Here is a 22636-nt window from a genome sequence, read left to right on the forward strand (position 1 = left end):
AGAATTTAGCAACGGCTTTCCTCCACCTTGTACAGAGCTCGCCAATCAAGGTAGCGGGGCTTTAGATCAGCTGATCCTGAGGCACTTTGAGGACCGTTGCGAGGCTTTCGAGCATCTCCTCCTCGATATCCTTGTTGCCTTCCTCAATAGCTTCGATATCTCCCTTGGGAATGCCGCTCTTTGCGGCGAGGTCATCGCGCGAGATGTTTCTCCATCGACGGTAGGCCATCAAGGCGGGCTCGCCGCCGGCGATCGCATAGGTAACATCCATCGGTACGCGGAAGACATCAACCATCGTCGTCTCCTCCAGAATCCCAATCTAACACAAAACGAGCTGTCCATGCTGCGGATATGTCACAGCAACCAAGGGAGAGCGCACTGATGCTCGCTCCCGCCCGTCTAGGGGGACTTGCTGCGTGAGCCCGGACGCATGGCTGTATTTGTCGACACGTAGCAAACGGGGATCGAATAACGTTCACGTACAGCTTTGGAGCTTACATAGGGAACCGCTTCGATGCTTGTCGTTGGATATGGGGCAGTCCTTCCTAATACGAGGGGAGCCTTGATGGGGATTGCAATAAAGCGCCTTCATCCCAACGATCCCAAGAAGGCAAGACGCCATAAAGTTGACGGCCACAGGATGTTGGCCTGTCGATCTTCCAATATAGATGAAAGCTTAACTGAGAATAATGCTCACAATTTATCCTAGTTCGCGCTTTGTTCTGGCGCTCAGAGTTTGATTGCGATAGAGTCATTACTCAAAAATTACAGAAGCGGAACTGTGATGAGCATCGACAAGAACAAGGCTATCGAAACAGCGGTGGCCCAAATCGAGCGTGCCTTTGGAAAAGGCTCGATCATGCGCCTCGGTAGCGGTCAGGTCATTGAGGTGGAGACGATTTCGACTGGCTCTCTCGGGCTCGATATTGCTCTGGGTGTGGGTGGCCTTCCGATAGGTCGCGTCGTCGAGGTTTACGGACCGGAATCGTCAGGCAAGACGACGCTGGCACTGCAAACCGTTGCCGAAGCGCAGAAGACAGGCGGCGTCTGTGGGTTCATCGATGCCGAGCACGCACTCGATCCGGCCTATGCGCGAAAGCTGGGTGTGAACCTTGATGATCTCCTGATTTCCCAGCCAGACAATGGCGAGCAGGCGCTTGAGATTGCCGATACTTTGATCCGCTCCGGCTCTGTCGATGTGCTGGTCATTGACTCGGTTGCGGCCCTGACGCCAAAGGCCGAGATCGAGGGCGAGATGGGCGAGAGCCGTCCTGGCCTTCAAGCCCGCCTGATGAGCCAGGCCCTGCGGAAGCTCACCGGTTCGATCAGCCGCACTAAGACGATGGTGATCTTCATCAACCAAATTCGCATGAAGATTGGCGTCATGTACGGCTCACCTGAGACGACTACGGGCGGCAACGCGCTGAAGTTCTACGCCTCCGTGCGTCTCGATATTCGCCGGACTTCAACCTTGAAGGATCGGGACGAGCCGATCGGTAACCAGGTGCGGGTGAAGGTGGTCAAGAACAAGGTCGCTCCTCCCTTCAAGCAGGTCGAGTTCGACATCATGTTCGGTGAGGGCATCTCGAAGATGGGCGAGCTGATCGATCTCGGCGTGAAGGCTAACGTGGTCGAGAAGTCAGGTGCGTGGTTCTCCTACGACAGCCAGCGGCTCGGCCAGGGCCGAGAGAACGCCAAGACCTTCCTGAAGGACAATCACGAGATTGCGGCCGAGATCGAGGCCAAGATCCGGCAGAACGCCGGTCTGCTGATTAATGAGTTGCAGGCCAACGATACAGACGGTGCTCCGGTGGATGAGGATGCAGCGTAAGCCTGAACATAGAACACCGGTTCGGCTGGACCAATGTTTTACACCGCTCCCCCGCTGGGGTAACTTTGTGATCGAGTTGGTCCACATGAGAGGTAAGCAATAGGCGAAATATGCCTGTAACCTTCGGCTGTCACTCTCCGACCAGTTTGAGGCTCTCACCGCATAAGGCCTCATGGGCCGTTTAATGCCCCTATCGTCCCTTAGCCAAATTTGCGACGCATCTCTTTAAAAGCGTCATGTGATCCTCCACTTCGGGCAGTTCCAAGGGTGCTGTCGAATGGGATGCCACGAGAACTCCAGCAGTACTGCGATGAAAGGGACACGATCCAGTTCATGGCCCCTCTTGGGCTGACCGAGTGGCGCTTCAGTGCTGGTGTTCAGGGGGGGCGAACAAGATCAACTCCACGCGGTCGTTGCCTTCAACGTAAGCATCATGGCCAGGCGGGATTTCGAAGAAGTCACCCACACTGATATGCGTCTCGATCCCCGTATCAATCATGCGGACGACAAGCTTACCGCCGATGCAGTAGCCGGTATGACGCATTGGGCAGGAGTCAGGCGATCCAAGGAGCGGCTTCTCGTCGGCTTCCCAGGTCCAACCAGGTTCGAAGATCGCGTGCATGCCGGCCGTGCCATCGGCCATCTTGATGATGGAAATTCGGCCGTGCTCTTTCATATCGAGCAACTGGTCGGGACTCTCAAACCGTTTGATTTCAATCACAGAGGCCATCTTAGATCCTTCCGTAGAGGCGGAATGGAAGAGCCGCAGAGGCGAGTATCTAGCAAAGTGGGTGGCAGAACAAGCGAGCCTGCGGGCCGAGTTGGGAGGCCTGTTTGTCTTCGGGGACATCCCAGGTAGATGGTGAGTTCCGTAAAGGCAGTTACGCAAAATTAGAGCGACCGCTTGGGGCCGGTGATCTCCGAGGAAGCGGGCCGATGGAAGCCTGTCTATCCAGACTTTGCCACGTCAGGGGACACGGGCTCGACGACCTGGGGCGTGGCCATCTGCCGAACGACATTGATGATGCTATCTGGGAGATAGGGCTTGGACAGGAATGCGACCTTTTCTGACAGGTCGTCAGGACCGGGGCGCGCCCGGCCGGATGTCACAATAATCCCGATGCGGGGCCAACGTTCATGAACTGCTCTGGCCAATTCAAGACCATTGATTGAGCTCGGCATCTCGATGTCGGTCACAATGGCCTGAATATCAGGGCGGGCTTGCAGGATGGTCATGGCCTCATCCCCGTTCACGGCCTCAAAGACCTTGAACCCAGCCTCATCGAGGAAATCAGTTACAAACAGGCGCACCAGGGGCTCGTCCTCAACAACGAGGATCACCATGCGGGGTACAGGAGTGGACATGCTGGGCGGGGCCTGACGGAATAAACATATGTTAATCGTCAACCTATAGCGCGCAACCTCGTTCCAGAGAGCTTCTACAACCCCGTCCGACGCCATTCGACACTCGATTATGTCAGTCCGGTTCAGTTCGAAAGGCTGGCCGGGTAGCTACAAAACCGCTCTCCACTTAAGCGAAGCAAATCCACCAGCGTCTTGGCTCAATCTGGTGGAAGGCTGGTTCTCTCTCCTGACCCGGCGCTGCCTGCAGCGCGGCACCTTTGTCAGCACCGATAGCCTGAAAGCCGCGATCCAGGCCTACATCGACCGGACCAACCGCGATCCTAAACCGTTCGTCTGGACAAAATCCGCCGAGGAGATCCTGGCCAGCGTCAAACGCTTCTGCCAACGCACTTTGAACTCGCCCACTAGCGCAGGCGACAACCATGCGTTTACCGCGTGCCGCTACCTTGAAGGTCGGCCGCGTAGCGTATCAGGCTGAGGCAACAGGGAACCCCGTTCGGCTCTACCCCGGGCGGGGTTTCTCGTTGGACATCCCGCAAAGAGAAATGCTTCTGGAGCATCCCGCTCCCCAATGCGTTAAACGATGAGGGGCTGCTTCCAGCTAGGTCGGAGGCCTCTGCCATGGCACAGATCCAAGGAACACTTCAGCACCAAAACAACCGACTTTTGGCAGCTCTGGCTCCAGTAGATTTTGCCTACCTGGAGCCAGACTTGGCTATCGTTCGCCTACAACGAGGCCAGATCCTCTATGAGGCTGGGGAGGCGATCCAGCATACCTACTTTCCACATGATGCCATGGTGTCCCTCGTTACTATCATGCAGGACGGCAAGTCTGTTGAGATGGCTACGTTCGGCAGTGAGGGGTTGTTCGGCTTGGTGAGCGCCTTTGTGACCCGCCAGTCGTTCGGGCGCTACATTGTCCAACTGAGCGGCGCCGCCTCCCAGGTTGAACTCAGTCGGATGCACGCGGCCATGGCGGCTCGGCCGGCGATCCAACGTCTGGTCTTGCGCTTCACTGAGGCGCTGTTGGCCCAAACCCTTCAGACGGTGGCCTGCAACGCTGTTCACAGCGTTGAAGCCCGGTGCTGCCGTTGGATCCTCATGAGCCAAGACAGAGTAGGCAAGGCGGACTTACCGCTCACCCATGAATTCCTGGCGGAGATGCTGGGTGTTCAGCGCTCGACAGTCAGCGATGTTACCCGCACTCTTCAGAACAAGAGCCTGATACAGCAGGGAAGAGGTAGCCTGACCATCCTCAACCGTCCTGCTCTCGAGGAGGCAGCCTGTGAGTGCTATGGAATTATTCGGCAGAAATACCAGCAGCTCTTGCCGAATACCTTTGAGCGGGCCTGAACAGAAGGACCTCTTCAGGCCCGCTCGCCTCTAGCCAAGCGGGGCGCTTCTCTTTGTCGGACGTCATACAGAAGCGCCGCTTGGCCAGAGGCGAGCGGGGTTCTGTGGTGGGGCCAATATTTTGTGTGTCAGCCGAAGATGTGATGGCCGACCAGGGCCACGATCCCGAAAGATGCTAGCGATAACGTCAGCCATACTGGGCAATGATGTGTGCAATCCTCTGCGTCTAGGCGCGGATCGATCCCTAACTTCTCTTGCTTGCTCATGTCTGCTTTCAGTGCTGGCCGAGAGAAAGAGCGGTTAACGCGCCTTAATCATTTCAGACCGCAGACATGATGTCAAAGAAGAGAAGCTTAGACTTACGACTAGAGTGTCGTCACGCTGTAGCGGTTGGGACCACGAGGAGACATCTGGCATGCCACTGAGAGCGTCCGGACGCGGCCAAGGAGTGCAATCCGGCAGAGAGATGCCAACGCTGGCCTCCAACTCGTCCGTGAGGGTTTTCAGACGCTCCAGCGAGTGATTGACGTGGCCCAGGTGCTCCTTGACGATGGCTGAGAACACCTTCATCTTTAAGGTAAAGGATGTAGGATCCGACCGCATCGCCGACTTTTCGGCAATGTCTGACAAGATCCACATCGATTGGGCTAGTAGCAGGACCGGAGTAGGGCTCCACAACTTCGTCTATGGGCTCCAAGCTTCGGACTCCGAGGATAGGGTCATCTACGACAAAGCCAGCGACAGGGTCTATTTCGACCCAGACGGAACGGGATATAAACCTCAGATCCTTCTTGCGAAAGTTAAGCCGCGTCTCGGACTAACGGACGACAGTTTCCTCCTTATCTGAGGCTTCGTTCTCTAGCACCCGCACCATCATCGCGCTTCAACAAACCTGCTATTGGCAACTGGTTTCTGCCCACCTGCGTTGTCTACAATGTGTGACGGCTGGAGGGTTTGATGACCCGCAAGGATCGAGTTGCGCTCTACGGCAGGATCGGGCTTGTCCTAGCCTCCTTCGCCATCATCGGCGGGGTTGTTGCCGAGCCCCTTCTCCGACCGCTGTGGTCCCCACGACTGGCCTTGGCGCAGCGGTAAGGACAGTCCTGCTAGATCCGCCCCACGCCCCTCCTGCCGACGTAGGTGAGAATGAGGCCGCTATTGAACCCCAGAGGGCCACGCGGCAAAAAGGCAGGGGCGTTTCCAGATGATAAAATGATCCCGGGCAGCAAGGCCCAAATCTGGATCTCGCTCTAGGCGGGCAATCTGTGCTTCGACCGGTGTGAGCTTCAGCTCACGCCGCGATATGTAACGTCGTGAAGCGGACATTAGCTTTGGCTTTTTCGCCGGCATGTCGCACCCCCAATCCTTGTGGTAACGTCTTATTAACGAATGCAGTAGGGACCGCTGTGCCCTGCCGCACACCAAGGCGCCCGCCGAGCCCTTGGGTCGGCGTGGGGTTTCGCCCATCTTCAGGGGGCAAGGAGCTACTGGTGTCCATTACATAGTTCTTGAAAACTACTGGCTGCCATTACCGTTATGACCATGCAGACGGTCATCCAGACACCCACCTTCCTAGCACACGCCAAGGCGGCGGGCCTGGACTGCCACTTCCGGAGTCGACAACGGCCTATGCTGCAGCCAAGGCTGTGCTTTCTACCTACAGCAAGGCAATGTCAAAGGAGGTTATCTCCCAGAGGTGTACGGGTGGTCCGGGTGTCACCGGGCTGGATCGCGACGGAAGCATCCATTCATCTCGCCGAGCGCCTGGCGAAACAGGCGGGGACCGATCTCGAGGGCGGCAAGAGAATCATCCTGCTACACTCAGGCGGGTGCGTCCCATCCTCCAATTTGGGAATAGATCGCGTTACGGAGATGGCGCACGTCGCGATTTAGAGCCGCCAGCCTCTGCGGCGTTTCGGCCGAGGCTGCAAGCAAGGCGTCACTGAGGCAGCCCGCCTTGTGCTGCAGCGCGCGGCCTTCTCCGGTCAGAGCTATCACAACGTGTCGCTCATTGCTCAGATCTCGGGTCCGGCGCAGGAGGCCAGAAGCCTCAAGGCGCTTCAAGAGCGGCGTCAGGGTGCTGGACTCCAACGCAAGGGCGCGGGCAATCGCGCCCACGGTCTGCTCGTCCTTACTCCACAACACGTTGAGCACGAGGTACTGCGGATAGGTCAGGCCCAGCCCGTCGAGTAGGGGTTTGTAGGCACGCTGAATTGCAATCCCGGCAGTGTAGATCGCGTAGCACAGCTGGTTATGAAGAGGCGGGGGATCGTTGTTCTCAAGGCTCATTGTTCAGCTCCTAGACGCGTGAACATACCAGGAATATCGCGAAAAACAATATCGCGATAAAAATGCGTTGACGGGAGGCTTAAGATTTGAGACTTTTCGTTATCGCGATAATAGTTATCGTTCGATGAAAGGGGAATTGTTATGACCAAGATCAACAACAGCCTAGTAGCCGCAGCCATTGCCGCAGCAGCGATGTCGAGTGCATTCCCGGCGGCGGCTTCCGAGCCCATCCCTGTAAACCAAGCAATCAAGAACGTGGTGCTCGTCCACGGTGCATTCGCGGACGGCTCAGGGTGGAGAGGGGTTTACGACAACCTGTCCAAGCGCGGCTATCGCGTCACCATCGTGCAGAACCCGTTGACGTCTCTCGAGGACGATGTTGCCGCTACTCAACGCGCGCTTGAGCAGCAGGATGGTCCAGTCATCCTGGTGGGTCATTCCTGGGGTGGTACGATCATCACTGAAGCTGGCGTCGATGCGAAGGTTGCAGGCCTTGTTTATGTCTCTGCTCTTTCTCCGGATGCGGGCGAGACAACAGCTCAGCAGTATCAAGGTTTTGCACCTGCATCGGAATTCGTGATCGAGACGACAAAGGATGGATTCGGGTATGTTAGCCCGACAAAGTTCAAGGATGGTTTTGCCCATGACGTGAGTGATGCCGATGCCTCATTCATGAGGGACTCGCAGGTCCCGATCAACATGTCGGCGTTCGGCACGAAGCTCCAGAATGCTGCTTGGCGCTTGAAGCCTAGTTGGGCCGTGATCGCGACGGAAGACAAGGCATTCGATCAGGCGATGCTGATCCATATGGCTGAACGCATCAATGCGAGGATCACGAAAGTCTCGGCAAGTCATGCTCTCTTCATGACGCAGCCCGAAGTCGTTGCGGATACCATTGATCAGGCCGCCAAGGCTGTCTCGGCGAAAGCGCAACGATGATGGACGCCACCTCGCCGGGACACTCGGCGGTGTCCCGGTGACGGCCGGCAAGGTCTATCAGGGCAGCACAGTCGGACGATAGCAAGCACGAATATGCAGCCCTGTGTCTGATTGCAATTGGATGCAGGACCGAGCCGCCGACCAGCATTTTCAGTTCCTTCCTCGTCTCGTTCACGGAGATCAGTCACGTGAAGCTGAATACCTATGAGCAAAATACACTTGTTAATTCGGTCGCTTCCCGCGCTGAAGTCGGCAACGTCTTCGATTTCATCGTCTGCGGCGCCGGCTCCAGCGGCTCGGTTGTCGCCGCGAGGCTGGCAGAAGATGAGCGTGCTCGCGTACTGCTGCTTGAGGCGGGCGGAGACGATTTGGCCGAGACTGTCACAAACCCAGCGCAATGGCCGCTCAACCTTGGCTCTAATCGAGACTGGGGTTTCATTGGAGAGCCGGCGCCTGGACTCAACGGTCGACGTCTTCCTCTCAGCATGGGCAAAAGGGCTTGGCGGCGGGTCAAGCATTAATGTCATGGTATGGGCGAGGGGACACAAGGAAGATTGGGAGCATTTTGCCGCCGAGTCTGGCGATGAAGCTTGGGGTTATGAGTCGATCCTTCACTATTACCGCCGGATAGAAGATTGGAACGGAGATCCCGACCCGATCCGCCGCGGCGTGGGAGGACCGGCATATGTTGCTCAGCCTCCAAAACCCCAGCCAATCGCAGAGGCTTTGCTGAAAGCGGCATCTGCTATAGGTATTCCTGTCTTCGATACTCCGAACGGTGCGATGATGGAGAGCCCCGGAGGCGCATCAATCGCCGAGCTGCGGATTCGCAATGGCAAGCGGGAATCCGTCTTTAGCTCCTATGTTCGTCCGCTCCTAACGCGACCAAACCTTGCAGTTGTCACCAATGCGCTGGTCACGCGTCTCAATCTCGATGGGAGACGAGTGATAGGGGTCGAGGCTGTCGTCGATGGCCAGCAGCGTCAATTTACTGCCCGATGTGAAACTGTCCTGTCACTTGGCGCGATCAACACGCCGAAAGTCCTGATGCAATCAGGGATCGGGCCGGAACATGAATTGAGAGCTCACGGTATTCCCGTCATTCAACACCTGCCGGGCGTTGGTCAAAATCATCAGGACCATCTCGCATTCGGCTGCACGTGGGCCTATAAAAAGCCAGAGGGCGTTGGCGGTAGTGGCTGCGAGGCGAAACTCTATTGGAAAAGCGATGCGCGGCTGGCTCAGCCTGACATCCTGCAGTGCCAGCTAGAGTTCGCTGTTCCTTCGCCAGTTGAGACGGAACTCAAAACGCCTGAACACGGCTGGACGATGTTCACGGGCCTTGCCCAACCCAAAAGCCGTGGTCGGCTACGATTATCAGGGTCGAGCTTCGCAGATCCCATATTGATCGAGCCGAACGCACTCAGCGAACCGGAAGACATGGCTGCCGCCCTGGCCGCGGTGGAACTGTGCCGCGATCTCGGAAACAGCGAAGCGTTCACGCCCTTGGTGACAGGCGAGACTGCTCCGGGCGCGCGCGACCGAGCGGGAATGGTTCGTTTAATCCGGCGGTCCGCGGTGACCTATTGGCATCAGTCCTGCACCGCAAAGATGGGAAGAGACGACATATCGGTCGTCGATAACCAGCTGAAGGTCTATGGCGTCGAAGGGCTTCGCATTGCAGACTCGTCGATTATGCCACGGATCACCACTGGCAACACAATGGCACCCTGCGTGGTCATTGGAGAGCGGGCCGCCGATCTGATCCGGGAGCAACACAGTCTGTCTCGTCCCAGCGAGGCTCTGTTCCAGCACTCTTAGCGGCACTTTCGGTCTTGCGGCTGCTAGACGACCCTATGAGCGGGTCGTTGGACAGCGCGAGGGCTATTGCCAATTACGTGAAATGGATTAGGACACCAATTGCAGTCTGGGATTGGGGCATGACCCCGTTCCCCATGCTTGGAAGCAATTGCACCCTCATCACCTCCGGCACTGCGGGTGCCGGAGGTGATGAGGGTGCGCAGGCCCTGACAGCAGCGCACTCCCGGCCAGACACGCTCCCAGAGAGTATGGTCGTTGCTGGCAACGTGCGGCTTGCCCCTGTCCTTGGGCGGGAGGATCGGTTGTCCAATCCGCTTGACCCTTCAGCCCGGTAGCTGGGCCAGCCACTTGCGGGCGGTGCGCTCGCTAACGCCAAAGCCTCTGGCCACCGTGCGAATAGGCTGGCCGTCCTCAAGGATGCTGCGGATCATTTCCGCTCGGCCCAAGCGAGGCGTGCGGGCATTCTGATGCGGGTTGTTCATTCCTCAGGTCCGACAGCGGTTCGTGTCACAACGACCACCTTCAGGCCCTCAGACGGGATTAACAACCTCCTCAGATCCCACAGCTAGGCGGCCTTGCGGCACGCCTCGCTGATGGTCTCACTGATTTGTCGGCGAACTGCCTCAATGGCCTGCTCGCGGGCTTCCGGCCCGAAAGCAAGCTTCTCTGCCCGCAGGAAGGTCACGTCGGTGATCCCCATGAAGCCGAGAAGGTTGCGCAGATGAGGCTCCTGCGAGTCCATCGCCTGCGCCGGTCCCTCGCTGTAAAATCCGCCGCGGCTCTCGATGACCATGGCACGCTTGCCCTTGAGAAGGCCCTCGGGGCCGCTCTCGCTGTAGCTGAACGTGATGCCGGCCCGCAGCACGTGGTCAAACCAGGCCTTCAGGGTCGAGGGCATGCCGAAGTTGTACATGGGCGCACCGATAATAAGCGTATCGGCGGCCTTGAGCTCGGTGATCAGCCCATCCGAGAGGGATCGGGCGGCAGCTTGAGCCGAATTGCCGGGCTCATTCCCGCGCAGCGCCGTGGCGGAGTCGATGGTCAGGTGCGGAACGGGATCGCGGCCAAGATCCCTGGCGATGACCCGCATGGCGGGATCATGGGACCGCAGGCGGGCGACGGTTTCCTCAACAAGCTGGGTGGAGACGGAGGCCTCGCCGAGGGCGCTGCTGGTGATCACGAGAGCTGTGGACATGAGACAATCCTTCCAAGGGTTCTGGTCCTTGCGGTACGACCGAGTTAATGGTTCATCGGATGCAGCAGAAGGCGCATAGTTTGCACCATGCTGTTGCCAACGGAGGAACACTGCTGTGACAGAGCTGGAGGAGCTGAGAACTTTCGTGGAGGTCATCGAGAGCGGCGGCCTCAACCGCGCCGCGGCCCGCCTGGGGGTCTCGAAATCCATCATCAGTCGGAGAATTACGCGTCTGGAGACGGATCTCGGCACCCGACTGCTCAGCCGCAGCACGCGCGGCATCATCCCGACGGAGGCCGGCATGGAATTCAAAGCGCGGTGCGACCGGATCCTTGCGGAACTGAACGAGGCGCGCGATGCGGTGGCGCAGCAGGGGCGATCCGTGCGTGGGCGTCTGCGGCTGTCCGCACCGCTGGCGTTTGGCGTGCGGCACCTGGTGCCGGTCCTGGCGGACCTCGCCTCGGCCCACCCTGACCTTGAGATTGACGTGTCCTACACCGACCGTGTGGTCGACCTGCTCGGCGAGCGGTTCGATGCTGCGGTCCGTATCGGCTCCCTCAGGGACTCCAGCCTCGTCGTCCGCAAAATAGCGCCCGTTCACGCGGTACTGGTCGCAAGTCCCGGCTACCTGGCCCGTCATGGGCGGCCGAGGACACCGCAGGATCTCGTTGGCCACAAATGCCTGATCTACACGGGAAGCCTAGTGCCCGAGTGGCAATTCCTGTCGGGCAAGCGCCGGATCTCGATCCGACCTGAGGGACGACTGAGGTCGGACAGCGGGGAGGCCATTCTCCAATGGGCGATCGCGGGCATCGGGATCGCCGACTCTCCATCGTTCCTGGTTTCCGACGCGATTGAGGATGGTGCCCTCGAACCCCTTCTGCTGAGGTATCCCAGGCCCGAGTACGGCATCCACGTCGTGCGCCCGCCAGGCTCCCACGTCCCGGGCAAGGTCCGGGTTCTGATCGACACGCTCGTCGAACGTTTCGGAGGAACGCCTGACTGGGATCGATGCTTGGCCGCTCGGAGCAATCGTTAGTCCTTTGACGAGAGAAATCGTTATCCGCCATACCAGCGAAGTTGCCGCCAGGCGACACATGCATGAGCTTTAGAAATCCGCCGGCGGAGTGGCTCTAGTCGGCGAAGCCGCAGGGAGCGGCGATTGACTTAAAGGCCCGGTCCTGTGTGGGAAGCAGGTGTACGCCTGTTCAGCTTTAGCGAAGGGCCGCTTCTGGCACTCCTGCGACGTAAGCCTTTGGTCAGCTTTGGTTGATCAGAGCTGACGTTCTTTGAGCGGCTGGATTATGAACGTGTGACCCAGAGCCAGTATTTGAGGATGTGCTAGTGGTGATCTAGCCGCTGTTCTCAGCAGGCTAATGGGCATCCAGGTTCGTGCGAAGCCGGTCGAGTTGATCCTTGAGGACACTCAGTTCGTCAGCCGCAAGTCCCGTCGCGCAGAGTAGCTCATCCCACTCAACTGGCTGACCCTTGATACTTGAATTCTTGGCTATTTCCTCCCATCTCGCCGACCGCGAGCACAGAGAAGGATGCCCGAAGCCATGACGACTGCAGAAGCCACTGTCCCCGAGAAACACACCTTCGAGGCCGATGTCGCCAAGCTGCTGCACCTGATGGTGCACTCCGTCTATTCGGACAAGGACGTCTTCCTGCGCGAGCTGATCTCCAATGCGGCCGACGCCTGCGAGAAGCTGCGCTATGAGGCGATCGCCATTCCAGCCCTGCTTGGCGACGATCCCAAGGCCAGGATCACGCTGCTGGTCGATGCCGAGAACCGCCGCCTGACGATCGAGGATAACGGCATCGGCATGAGCCGGGATGAGATGATCGAGGCGCTCGGCACCATCGCACGCTCGGGCACCAAAGCCTTCATGGACCGGATTCAGGCCGCTCAAGGCGGGGAAGGGGCCCAACTCATCGGGCAGTTCGGTGTGGGCTTCTACTCGGCCTTCATGGTAGCCGACCGGGTCGATGTCATTTCACGCCGGGCCGGCAGCGATGACGCCGCCCTTTGGTCCTCCGACGGTAAGGGCTCCTATACGATCGGCACCACTGACATTGGCAACGCGCCGGTCCGTGGCACCCGGGTCACCCTGCACCTAATGGAGGACGCCGCCTCCTACACGGAGCGCTTCACGCTGGAGCGCATCGTCAAGGAGCAGTCGGGCCATGTTCCGGTTCCGATCGCCATCATTGAGAAGCCCGGGGCGGAGCCCCAGGAGGTCGCCGACGGGGCTGCGCTCTGGGTGAAGCCCCGCAGCGAGATCACGGCGGAGGACTATACGGATTTCTATCGCAGCGTGGCTGGCCAGTTCGATGAACCGGCCCTGACGGTGCATTTCCGGGCTGAGGGTCGCCACGAATATACGACGCTCGCCTTCGTGCCGGGCGCCAAGCCCTTCGACCTGTTTGATCCCGACCGCCACGGGCGGGTGAAGCTTTACGTGAAGCGGGTCTTCATCACCGATGAGGCCGAGATCCTGCCACGTTACTTGCGTTTCGTGCGGGGGCTGGTGGATTCCGCCGACCTGCCGCTCAATGTGTCGCGCGAGATGATCCAGGAGAGCCCGATCCTGGCAGCCATCAAGAAGGGAGTGACCAGCCGGGTTCTAAACGAGCTCGACAAGCTCGCACAGAGCAATTCTGAGGCTTATGCCAAGATCTGGGACAACTTTGGCCCTGTGCTGAAGGAAGGTCTTTATGAAGATTTCGAGCGCCGTCAGACCCTGCTGGGGCTGGCCCGATTCAAGACCACAGCATCAGGAGGTGGTTGGCGGTCGCTCAAGGACTATGTCGGTTCTCTCAAGGAGAACCAGAACGCGATCTACTATGTGACTGGCTCTGATCTTTCACGCCTTGAAAATTCCCCTCAGCTTGAGGGTTTCCGGGCGCGTGGCATCGAGGTGCTGCTACTGCGAGACCAAGTTGATAGCTTCTGGGTCACCGCACCTATCGACTTCGAGGGCAAGCCATTCAAATCAGTCACCCAAGGCGCGGCGGACTTAACATCCATCCCGCTGATCGATGCGGAGGGTGGCTCCGACGTGGAAGCTCCGGAAACGGTGAAGAGCTTCATTGTTACTCTCAAGGCCACGCTCGGCGAGGCGGTCTCCGACGTCCGCCCTTCCGAACGACTGACCGAAAGCGCTGTATGCTTGGTTGCACCTGAAAGTGGCATGGATCGCCAGTTGGAGCGTTTGCTGGCGAGAGCGGGGCAATTGCCATCAGCCACCAAGCCTATTCTCGAGATCAACCCGCGCCACGATCTAATCGTTGCCCTGGCGAATTTGGGCGATGATGAGGGGACACTCCGCGAAGACGTGGCACACTTGCTCTTGGATGAGGCGCGCATCCTGGACGGAGAGCTCCCAGCCGATGCCAAGGCATTCTCGCAGCGCCTCGCTCGTGTTATGCGGCGGTCTGCTCCCTGACCGCCGGATGACGCGAGGTGCTCAGCGCAGCGTATTCGCAGGCCCTGCCGCGGTTGTGCCTGAGCAGGGCGGGCATCTCGGCCCGGTGATACAGCGTGTAATCTCCTTTATGCCGGCCGCCGGAAAGTGAGGTTCAAGCTGAGAAGATGCCTTAGACGTAACCTCGAGGTGTATGGCGTTTAGTCTCCTCTGATCCGGCGGAGGCCCCCCGCGGCGACAGGATCAACCCTCAAGATTGGGTGCCCTCCCGGCGAGCTGCGCTGTGAAAATTGTAACCGCTCATAGCCGCCACTCTCTAAAGGCAGAAAGTAAAGCCCGTTTGTTTCGCCCTTCAGAAAGCAGCGCAGGCCAATGTAGAAGCTCTCCTCATAACCCTTTACGGCTCGACGGATGGCGGGATGAACAACAAGAGTGATGCTCTTGCTCTCGCAGACCTCTTCGACGGTTTCGAAACTCAACACGGCTGAACCTCGCTGCCAAGGCGGCTGACCACCCGCCTCTGAGGGTTAACGCATCTCTTAGACCGCTGTTCGCCCCACCTTCAGCTTATCCACTAAGGGATTAGCTTGCCTGACCAAGAGCATTGGAGTATCAACTCGCGTTAGCACTCTCATGCGTCGAGTGCTAACCGTGCCGCTCGGCGCAGATGAGTGCCCCCAATTCCAAAAACAAGGAGGCACACCCATGACCTTTCGCCCATTGCACGATCGCGTTGTCGTCCGCCGTATCGAAGCCGAAGAGAAGACGGCCGGCGGCATCATCATCCCGGACACCGCCAAGGAGAAGCCGCAAGAGGGCGAAGTTATCGCTGTCGGCCCGGGCGCCCGTGACGAGAGCGGCAAGGTTGTCGCCCTCGACGTGAAGGCCGGCGACCGCGTCCTGTTCGGCAAGTGGTCCGGCACCGAGGTGCGTATCGACGGTCAGGATCTCCTGATCATGAAGGAATCCGACATCATGGGCGTGATCGAGCAGTCCGCCGCGGCTCAGAAGGCCGCTTAACAGCTCAGCCCGACCAGATAGAACCAACAGGAGGTTAGCTCATGGCTGCCAAAGACGTAAAATTCTCCTCCGACGCGCGCGATCGCATGCTGCGCGGCGTCGACATCCTCGCCAATGCGGTGAAGGTCACGCTTGGTCCCAAGGGCCGCAACGTGGTGCTTGAGAAGAGCTTCGGCGCTCCGCGCATCACCAAGGACGGCGTCACTGTCGCGAAAGAGATTGAACTCTCCGACAAGTTCGAGAACATGGGCGCTCAGATGGTGCGCGAAGTGGCCTCGAAGGCGAGCGATGTGGCCGGTGATGGCACCACCACCGCAACCGTGCTTGCCCAGGCTATCGTCCGCGAGGGCGCCAAGGCGGTTGCCGCCGGCATGAACCCGATGGACCTGAAGCGCGGTATCGATCTCGCTGTAGCTGAGGCTGTGAAGGACATCCAGGCCCGCGCCAAGAAGGTTGCTTCGTCTGAGGAGATCGCTCAGGTTGGCACCATCTCGGCCAATGGCGATGCCTCCATCGGTGAGATGATTGCTCAGGCGATGCAGAAGGTTGGCAACGAGGGCGTGATCACCGTCGAGGAAGCCAAGACCGCTGAGACCGAACTCGATGTCGTGGAAGGCATGCAGTTCGACCGTGGGTATCTGTCTCCCTACTTCATCACCAATGCGGAGAAGATGATTGCGGAGCTTGAGGATCCCTACATCCTCATCCACGAGAAGAAGCTCTCCTCCCTGCAGTCGCTCCTCCCGATCCTTGAGGCGGTGGTGCAGACCAGCAAGCCGCTGTTGATTGTGGCGGAAGACATCGAGGGCGAGGCTCTCGCCACCCTGGTGGTCAACAAGCTGCGTGGCGGCCTGAAGATCGCCGCCGTCAAGGCGCCTGGTTTCGGCGATCGCCGCAAGGCCATGCTGGAGGATATCGCGATCCTGACCGCCGGTCAGACGATTTCCGAGGACCTCGGCATTAAGCTCGAGAACGTCACCCTCGACATGCTCGGCCGCGCCAAGCGCATCCGCATCGACAAGGAGAGCACCACGATCATTGACGGTGCTGGTGCTACGCAGGACATCGAGGCCCGCGTGGCCCAGATCAAGGCGCAGATCGAGGAGACCACCTCGGACTACGACCGTGAGAAGCTCCAGGAGCGTCTCGCCAAGCTCGCAGGCGGCGTCGCGGTGATCCGCGTCGGAGGCTCGACCGAGATCGAAGTCAAGGAGAAGAAGGATCGCGTCGACGATGCCATGCACGCCACCCGCGCTGCGGTGGAAGAAGGCATCGTCCCCGGCGGCGGCACGGCTCTGCTGCGCGCCAAGGCTGCGGTGGCCAAGCTCACCAGCGACAACCCGGACGTGAAGTCCGGTATCAACATCGTGCTGCGCGCTCTTGAGGCTCCGATCCGCCAGATCTCCGAGAACGCCGGCGTCGAAGGGTCGACCGTGGTCGGCAAGATCAACGACAACACCGCGTCTGACACCTTCGGCTTCAACGCCCAGACGGAAGAGTTCGTGGATCTGCTCCAGGCCGGTATCGTCGATCCGGCAAAGGTCGTCCGCACGGCTCTGCAGAATGCGGCGTCTGTGGCTGGTCTGCTCGTCACCACCGAGGCCATGGTTGCCGAGGCTCCCAAGCGCGAAAGCGCTCCGGCGATGCCGGGCGGTGGCATGGGCGGCGGCATGGGCGGCATGGACTTCTAAGTCCTGCCCTCCATCATCCCAATGGAATGGCCCCGGAGAAATCGAAATCCGGGGCCTTTTCGTTTGTGCTGTGAATTTGAATAGGCGGTCACGCCGGTGAAGATTGAGCGGACAGGTGCGTCGCACGATGCGGCTGTGAGACCAAGTCGTTGGCCGTTCTCCATCCTTTGGAACTGTCGCGCCAATTCTGGCATAGCGAACGCGCTCGGTTGTCGAGCCGGCCAAGCGCTTCTTCGCCTAACCACACCCGAGGCAATAGTCGCATCAGCGCTTATTCAGCGGGACCACGTTGGATCCAGCCGTGCTGGTGCCCGTGGCGGGCTTGATCCTGCTGAGGAGGGTGGGCGAGACATTCCACCTCTGCCCGATGTCGGTGATCACCGTCACGGTCTTCTTGTTGTAGCGCGTTAGCATGCCCTCAAATGGACCCTGGCTGGTAGGCTGGAAGGTGACCCAGTCCCCAATCTTGAAGTCCAGCATCTCCACATGAGCGCGCATCTGGTCGAGAAAGCGCAGACGCTCGACAATGCGGTGGTTGAGATCGATGAGCTCGGCCTCGGTCAGTTGGTCAATGTCGATCTTCATAGCAGTGCCCTCGACTAAGCCGGGCTAGGATTAGTGAGCGACTGTCTGGCCAGCGATTTTGCATGTCAAGGGCGCGATGCACCCTTTAAGCGGTGTCGTGCAGAAAGGCTGCGTTCCATAGATCGGAGCAGCAGGTCCATAAGTGCCGTCAGAACATTTGATTATCGTCTCTGCCGGAAGTTGCAGTGCGTGCTCGTGTGCGACGAGGGACCTCAATTCTTGTATCTGCAGATCTTTTCGCAGACACCGACACCCGCTTGTGTCCATCACTGGCATTGCCCGTCCGCACAGCGGGAAGCCGGCCTCTGGGAGTGCCAGTCCGGTTCCTCGCCTGAGAATGCTGTGCCTTTGGTGAATGCTCGTCGAGAAAAGCGCGGCAAGCCGTGAAATCGGTGATCACATCTGGTGGGCAGTCGACTGCCTGCTGCTCGGCAAGCGACCGAGCATAGCGCACCATTGCTTCACTCGGAGGACGCGACCCCGTCTGCGGTGCGTCCTTTGCAGGCCCAGATGATCGTTGCGGTGCATGTTGGTCAAGGAAGGCTCGACAGATTGCGCTATTGCTTTTGAGTCCGCGGGGGAGCTTCAGTCCACGTTGGGCAGCAATGGAGGTCGCGAAAGCAATCATCGCCTTGGTTGGCGGTTTTCCATCCGCGCCGGTGGGTGTCGGGAGATACGTTGGATCAAGAGCAACAGCGTCCGACTGACTAATCGTTGTGATCAGCTCTCTGACACGGATGCGGGTTCGCTCCTGATAGGCCGTGGCTCTGCCGATCGCCTCGGCTCGCGTGGATGCACGTCCGATCTCGGCAAGATCCGCCTCGAACATTGCCCGGCCAACCGGGTCGCCATAGGCAGGAAAGACACGACGAACAGCAGCGATGAACGCGAGTCCAACTTCCGTCACCTGGATCGGCGGGTCCTTGCCCTTCAGCAACTCAACATACTGGCTCTTCTGGAGCTTGGGCAGGATCGTGTCGCGGGTCGCCGCGGTCCCGAGGCCTTTGGGCTCGTTCGGATTCGCCGGGTTCTCGAGAGCAGCTTTAAGTGTGGGGTCTTCCACCTGATCGACGAGGTGCCCCATCACGACCGGCAACTCGCCGCGGGTGATGCGGCGGGGTGGCTCGGTTTTAGCGGTCTCGATCCGAGTATCGGTCGCTTTCCCAGGCTCGTTGTCCTGGATTGACGACGGCAGGCGTCCCGTGGTGGGCTCCTCGTCCGGCTTGGCCTTGCCGGGAACAGTCTCGCTCTCCTCGTCGGCCTCGGCTCCATAGACCGCCCGCCAGCCAGGCGACTTGATCACGCTGCCTCTGACTGAAAACCGCTTTGGACCGAGTGACGTCGCAACTTGCACAGCAATGGTGGTCCGAGCGTCAGTACCGTCAGGCAGGTGGGCTGCCAGGAAGCTCTTGGCCACCAGCTCCCAGAGGCGCAGCTGATCCCCGTTGATGCTCCCGGGCTGAGGCACCTTGCGTAATGGCACGATGGCGTGGTGCTCGCCTGGATCCTTTACGTAATGGCCCTTGTTCCCCTTGCGAAACACCAGTTCGCCAGCGGCTGGCACGAGGCTCGCAAGATCAGTCAGAACTGCGACGACGCTTGCGATCACTGTGCTAGCGTCGCCGGTTTGGCTCTCCGGTAGGTGCTCGGACTCGGTGCGAGGATAGGTCAGGTATCCCTGATCATAGAGCTCCTGTGCCAGCTTCGCCGTGTGTTGGGGATCCCAGCCAAATCGTTTGGCGCAGCGGCGTGCGAGAGTATCCTTGGAGAACAGGCGAGGGGGCGACCGGCGCACATCTTTCTGCTCGACACTAAGGGGCCCCGACCAGGAGGCGGCTGCCTGCTGGATGGTCTCTGCCACCTGCTTGTCGAGGATCTTGTCCTTTGGCGCGTGCCAGAGGGTGATCTCGGCCCCGCTGTCCGCCGTAACGGCCAGGGCAATCTTGAAATAGTCCTGCGGGACGAAGTCACGGATGCGCTTCTCGAGGTCAGCAAGGATCGCAAGCGTCGGAGTCTGCACGCCGCCAAAGCGCCAGGGCTGTCGGAAAGCCGGCGGCCGGAGTCGTAATGAGATGGCACGCGTGCCGTTGAGCCCCAGGTGGTAGTCCTCATATTGGCGGCACAGGGCCTCTAGATAGGCGGCATAGTCCCGCTCCCCCGAGTCTGGCTCCTTGGCCATGGTCGCAAAGGCACGTCGAATCGAGACTTCATCGAGAGCACCAAGCTTCAGACGGTCCACCCGACCCCGATAGCCAAGATGTTCGAGCACCTCCCAGGCTATCATTGAGCCCTCCCGGCCTGGGTCGGTGGCGATGATGACACGCTCCACGCCCTGAAGAGCTTGCTTGATCGCCTCGATCTTGGGCCTGTGGGACTGCCCAGAGCGGCTGGTGCCGTATGTAACAGGGATATGCTTGAGCATGATCGGGAGGGTGTCAAAGCGCCAGGGCTTCCATTCCTCCCGCACATTGCCAGGCTCCTCGGCAGCTAGGAGGTGGCCCTCAGCCGAGACACAGATCGTCGTAGGCGATTTGAAGAACCGCTGCAGCTGGCGCATGGCCGAGGGCTTCTCGAAAAAGAACAGCGTGCGCGATGCCGATTGAGCAGTCATGGCCTACAGTCATGCAATCCAATTGCGATGTGCTGCCCAAAGCCTACCGCGTGGAACGAATAGAGAACATTACTCGCGGGGACATCGCTGGTCAAGGAAAGGATAGAGCGAAAGCTGAGCGGCCCTTAACGGCATTGTCACCGAGGCGCTGGATGCCGGGATGATCGCGGCTGCCCAGGCGGTGGAGCATTACGAGATCACCCGCTACGGCACCCTGCTGGCCTGGGCCAAGCAACGGGGCCTGTCCGAGGCCGAAGGACTCATCAAGGAGACCTTGGTGGAGGAAGAGAATACTGACCAGATCCTCTCTGAACTGGCCGAGGACGCCATCAACCCGGCCGCTGCAACCTAGAAGGCCTTGAGAGGACCAGATCCGGCCACCAGGGATCAAGGGCACGTGGAGGAAACGCTACCTAGGTCGTTCTTCGCCCGCGACGCGGTGACGGTCGCCCGTGACCTGATCGGACCCGTCATGCTTGTGGACGGGACCGGTGGCATGATCGTGGAAGCTGAGGCGTACACCAGCGACGATCCTGCCTCCCACAGCTTCCGTGGCTCGACCTCCCGGAATGCGGCCATGTTCGGTCCCGCCGGGCACGCCTACGTATACCGGTCATACGGAATGCACTGGTGCCTCAACTTCGTCTGCCTGCCGGGCAGCGCGGTGCTCATCAGAGCCGTCGAGCCAACAAACGGCATCGGGATCATGAGCGCGCGGCGCGGTGTCGACTACCCGCGCCTTCTCTGCTCGGGGCCTGGTCGCCTGTGCCAGGCCCTGGGCCTGACCATAGCCCACAACGAGCTGCCTTTGGATCAAGCCCCCCTTCAGGTTTTCAGCCGCGAGGGGCCGGTCGATGTTAGGGCAGGCGTGCGTGTCGGCATCACCCGCGCCGCTGGGATGCCTTAGTGCTTTGCTCTTGCAGGTTCGCGCTTCGTCAGCCGGAAGATATGATCGACGTCATAGCCGGCAGAAGCGCGGCTTCGAACATTGAGGCCGTCCTCGACAAGCCCGTGCCCCGACGCGAAGATCCGCAACGAGCTGTGATCTCGCTCACCGCGTGTCCAAGCGGTGTTGCCGATCACGCCCGCGCAAGCACCATGCTGTCCAGCACTGCACCATAATGGCAGGTCGCGCCAATCAGCACGAACGCGTGCCAGATCGCGTTGCGAAAGCGCAGGCCTTCCCACACGTGGAAGACCAAGCCCACCTTGTAGAGAAGACCACCTGCTGCCAGAAGGGCGAGGGTCGAGCCCGGCAGGGCATCGAGCACGGCCTCGTACGCCATGACGCCGCTCCAGCCGAGAAGCAGGCGCCTGATCCAAGCCTACACCCAGAATAGATGCGTCCTTCTCCGGTAACCTGACGGTGCCACTTAAGCCGTTCGCAGGCGCCGTGCATTGGCTTGCACGCGCCTTCGATAGTCCTCGACGACCGCATGGGCCGACCCGCCGGACGCAACAGTCGTGGCAGCATCCATGAAGGCGAGCATCTTCTCTGTCATCATCAGATGCGCCTCGGCCGGAGTGCCCTGACCCATGGCTATCTGCGCCAAGCGCAGACCAATGACGCTCTGCGCTTCCAAGGTGAGAAGAGTTGTATTGATGGTAAGCTTAATCCATGGCTCCAGCATCGCTTTTCTCCAGCCGCGCGAAACTGGCAGCCAACGTCTTACGGTTTGCCGGACACTGAGCCTGCCGTGAGGCTGATCAAGTGTCCGCCCGGACCACATCAGTGGACTTGAACAGCACCAAATGCATGAGAACGCCCAGCCTGTTGGCGGGCGTTCTGAACTGGCTGATCGAGTCGTGTCTTTACTTTGCGCGAGCGGCCGACTTGGTCGGGGCGACTGCTGCCTCTGCGGCAGAGCGCAGGAAGCCGTAGGGCGCGAAGCTGTCCTGGACGAGCTTGGTGTAGAGCTCACGGCTCTTCGTGGCATGTGCGACGAAGCCCTCGTAGGCGCTCTTGAAATAGTCGCTCTGGATCTGGATGGCCTGGTCAAGCGACTTGGCGCCGGCCAGCTTCTCAAACGTAGCTGCGTTCTGGTCAAAGGACTTCTTGGCGTAGTCGGCCGTCTCGACCACGATGGCCTTCGTGCCGGTGGAGGCGACATCAAGAGCCTTCACGGTGGCATCGAAACTGTCTTTGCCGAACTTCTGAACGGCCTCGAACTGCTGGTTCATAAAAATCTCCGAAAGGTGAGGGCGCCTGGCGCTTCTCAGAGGTTGAGCCGTATCATATTCCGGCATACTCTTATTGTGCACCGCACAATAAATGTCAAGATATATTGTGCGATGCACAATCGACTGAGCTTGCGCCGCCCCTCTCTCCTTAACGGCTTCGTTGAACCAAGATGCCGCAGCTCTTCTCCGGGATCAAATTCCACGTTGCCAAGTTATGCTGCGGTGCAGTATGGATCCTGTGCCATACGGCCAAGGCAGCCCTCTGCGGCCCCACAGCAGCCTCTCGGCACCTGTTCTGTGCGTCAGTCTATCCAGTTCAGTGTACCG

General features: G+C 59.5%; 19 protein-coding genes and 6 pseudogenes. 14 read left to right on the forward strand and 11 right to left on the reverse strand.

Annotation, left to right across the window (positions count from 1 at the left end):
• Window positions 1–61: 61 nt before the first annotated feature.
• A complete protein-coding gene (locus MA07_RS10935) occupies window positions 62–295 on the reverse strand; it encodes a helix-turn-helix transcriptional regulator (protein ID WP_036350392.1) in 234 nt (77 codons plus the stop codon).
• 489 nt (window positions 296–784) lie between these two features.
• On the opposite strand from MA07_RS10935, the gene recA reads away from it, so the two are divergent.
• Window positions 785–1831 (forward strand): recombinase RecA, encoded by a 1047-nt coding sequence (gene recA, locus MA07_RS10940; RefSeq protein ID WP_052003064.1) that lies wholly within the window; start codon window positions 785–787, stop codon window positions 1829–1831.
• 364 nt (window positions 1832–2195) lie between these two features.
• On the opposite strand, the gene MA07_RS10945 is transcribed toward recA, so the two are convergent.
• Together MA07_RS10945 and MA07_RS10950 are read right to left on the reverse strand one after the other, a co-directional pair.
• Entirely contained in the window at window positions 2196–2561 is a 366-nt protein-coding gene (locus MA07_RS10945; RefSeq protein WP_036350393.1) for a hypothetical protein, read from the reverse strand.
• A 218-nt stretch (window positions 2562–2779) separates the two neighbouring features.
• Entirely contained in the window at window positions 2780–3175 is a 396-nt protein-coding gene (locus tag MA07_RS10950) for a response regulator (RefSeq protein ID WP_081928926.1), read from the reverse strand.
• Between the two features lie 208 nt (window positions 3176–3383).
• Between MA07_RS10950 and MA07_RS10955 the strand changes: the two are divergent.
• The 5 genes and pseudogenes from MA07_RS10955 to MA07_RS28950 form a co-directional block, all read left to right on the forward strand.
• A pseudogene (locus MA07_RS10955) lies at window positions 3384–3596 on the forward strand (IS630 family transposase); the annotation flags it as partial.
• Between the two features lie 221 nt (window positions 3597–3817).
• Window positions 3818–4549 (forward strand): Crp/Fnr family transcriptional regulator, encoded by a 732-nt coding sequence (locus tag MA07_RS10960; protein WP_036350398.1) that lies wholly within the window; start codon window positions 3818–3820, stop codon window positions 4547–4549.
• 550 nt (window positions 4550–5099) lie between these two features.
• Entirely contained in the window at window positions 5100–5396 is a 297-nt protein-coding gene (locus MA07_RS10965) for a hypothetical protein (protein WP_036350399.1), read from the forward strand.
• A gap of 110 nt (window positions 5397–5506) precedes the next feature.
• Window positions 5507–5644 (forward strand): hypothetical protein, encoded by a 138-nt coding sequence (locus tag MA07_RS30475; protein WP_200879353.1) that lies wholly within the window; start codon window positions 5507–5509, stop codon window positions 5642–5644.
• Between the two features lie 506 nt (window positions 5645–6150).
• Window positions 6151–6364: pseudogene (locus MA07_RS28950) on the forward strand (SDR family oxidoreductase); the annotation flags it as partial.
• A gap of 6 nt (window positions 6365–6370) precedes the next feature.
• Here the strand turns inward: MA07_RS28950 and MA07_RS10970 are convergent.
• Window positions 6371–6838: a MarR family transcriptional regulator gene (locus MA07_RS10970; RefSeq protein WP_036350401.1), complete on the reverse strand. Its 468-nt coding sequence runs from the start codon at window positions 6836–6838 to the stop codon at window positions 6371–6373.
• Window positions 6839–6979: 141 nt separating this feature from the next.
• On the opposite strand from MA07_RS10970, the gene MA07_RS10975 reads away from it, so the two are divergent.
• Window positions 6980–7777, forward strand: a complete 798-nt coding sequence (locus MA07_RS10975) for an alpha/beta hydrolase (protein ID WP_036350403.1) — start codon at window positions 6980–6982, stop codon at window positions 7775–7777.
• A 188-nt stretch (window positions 7778–7965) separates the two neighbouring features.
• Window positions 7966–9598: pseudogene (locus tag MA07_RS31185) on the forward strand (GMC family oxidoreductase).
• 286 nt (window positions 9599–9884) lie between these two features.
• On the opposite strand, the pseudogene MA07_RS28955 reads toward MA07_RS31185, so the two are convergent.
• Both MA07_RS28955 and MA07_RS10985 read right to left on the reverse strand, forming a co-directional pair.
• A pseudogene (locus tag MA07_RS28955) lies at window positions 9885–10029 on the reverse strand (leucine zipper domain-containing protein); the annotation flags it as partial.
• 134 nt (window positions 10030–10163) lie between these two features.
• On the reverse strand, window positions 10164–10793 hold the full coding sequence (locus MA07_RS10985) for an FMN-dependent NADH-azoreductase (protein WP_036350405.1): 630 nt from the start codon (window positions 10791–10793) through the stop codon (window positions 10164–10166).
• A gap of 115 nt (window positions 10794–10908) precedes the next feature.
• Between MA07_RS10985 and MA07_RS10990 the strand changes: the two genes are divergently transcribed.
• The 4 genes from MA07_RS10990 to groL all read left to right on the forward strand — a co-directional run bounded on the left by MA07_RS10990 (window position 10909) and on the right by groL (window position 16932).
• Window positions 10909–11832 (forward strand): LysR family transcriptional regulator, encoded by a 924-nt coding sequence (locus MA07_RS10990; protein ID WP_036350407.1) that lies wholly within the window; start codon window positions 10909–10911, stop codon window positions 11830–11832.
• 520 nt (window positions 11833–12352) lie between these two features.
• A complete protein-coding gene (gene htpG / locus MA07_RS10995) occupies window positions 12353–14242 on the forward strand; it encodes a molecular chaperone HtpG (RefSeq protein WP_036350409.1) in 1890 nt (629 codons plus the stop codon).
• A 684-nt stretch (window positions 14243–14926) separates the two neighbouring features.
• A complete protein-coding gene (gene groES / locus MA07_RS11005) occupies window positions 14927–15241 on the forward strand; it encodes a co-chaperone GroES (RefSeq protein ID WP_036350413.1) in 315 nt (104 codons plus the stop codon).
• Window positions 15242–15282: 41 nt separating this feature from the next.
• Window positions 15283–16932: a chaperonin GroEL gene (gene groL, locus MA07_RS11010; RefSeq protein ID WP_036350414.1), complete on the forward strand. Its 1650-nt coding sequence runs from the start codon at window positions 15283–15285 to the stop codon at window positions 16930–16932.
• A 264-nt stretch (window positions 16933–17196) separates the two neighbouring features.
• Here groL and MA07_RS11015 read toward each other — a convergent pair whose 3' ends face one another.
• Both MA07_RS11015 and MA07_RS11020 read right to left on the reverse strand, forming a co-directional pair.
• Complete coding sequence (locus MA07_RS11015; protein ID WP_036350416.1) at window positions 17197–17517, reverse strand: hypothetical protein; 321 nt, start codon at window positions 17515–17517, stop codon at window positions 17197–17199.
• A 148-nt stretch (window positions 17518–17665) separates the two neighbouring features.
• Window positions 17666–20128 carry a DNA topoisomerase gene (locus MA07_RS11020; protein WP_244445232.1) on the reverse strand — a complete coding sequence of 821 codons (2463 nt, stop codon included), beginning with the start codon at window positions 20126–20128 and terminating at the stop codon, window positions 17666–17668.
• A 142-nt stretch (window positions 20129–20270) separates the two neighbouring features.
• Here MA07_RS11020 and MA07_RS11025 point away from each other — a divergent pair.
• Together MA07_RS11025 and MA07_RS11030 are read left to right on the forward strand one after the other, a co-directional pair.
• A pseudogene (locus tag MA07_RS11025) lies at window positions 20271–20480 on the forward strand (DUF892 family protein); the annotation flags it as partial.
• 45 nt (window positions 20481–20525) lie between these two features.
• Window positions 20526–21035: a DNA-3-methyladenine glycosylase gene (locus tag MA07_RS11030; RefSeq protein WP_052003065.1), complete on the forward strand. Its 510-nt coding sequence runs from the start codon at window positions 20526–20528 to the stop codon at window positions 21033–21035.
• 172 nt (window positions 21036–21207) lie between these two features.
• On the opposite strand, the pseudogene MA07_RS11035 reads toward MA07_RS11030, so the two are convergent.
• The 3 genes and pseudogenes from MA07_RS11035 to MA07_RS11045 all read right to left on the reverse strand — a co-directional run.
• Window positions 21208–21438 (reverse strand): annotated as a pseudogene (locus MA07_RS11035) (hemolysin III family protein); the annotation flags it as partial.
• A gap of 63 nt (window positions 21439–21501) precedes the next feature.
• Window positions 21502–21759 carry a hypothetical protein gene (locus MA07_RS11040; RefSeq protein ID WP_036350419.1) on the reverse strand — a complete coding sequence of 86 codons (258 nt, stop codon included), beginning with the start codon at window positions 21757–21759 and terminating at the stop codon, window positions 21502–21504.
• A 181-nt stretch (window positions 21760–21940) separates the two neighbouring features.
• Window positions 21941–22309, reverse strand: a complete 369-nt coding sequence (locus tag MA07_RS11045; protein ID WP_036350421.1) for a phasin family protein — start codon at window positions 22307–22309, stop codon at window positions 21941–21943.
• Between the last annotated feature and the right edge of the window lie 327 nt (window positions 22310–22636).

This window comes from Microvirga sp. BSC39, from assembly GCF_000739015.1.
GTDB lineage: Bacteria > Pseudomonadota > Alphaproteobacteria > Rhizobiales > Beijerinckiaceae > Microvirga.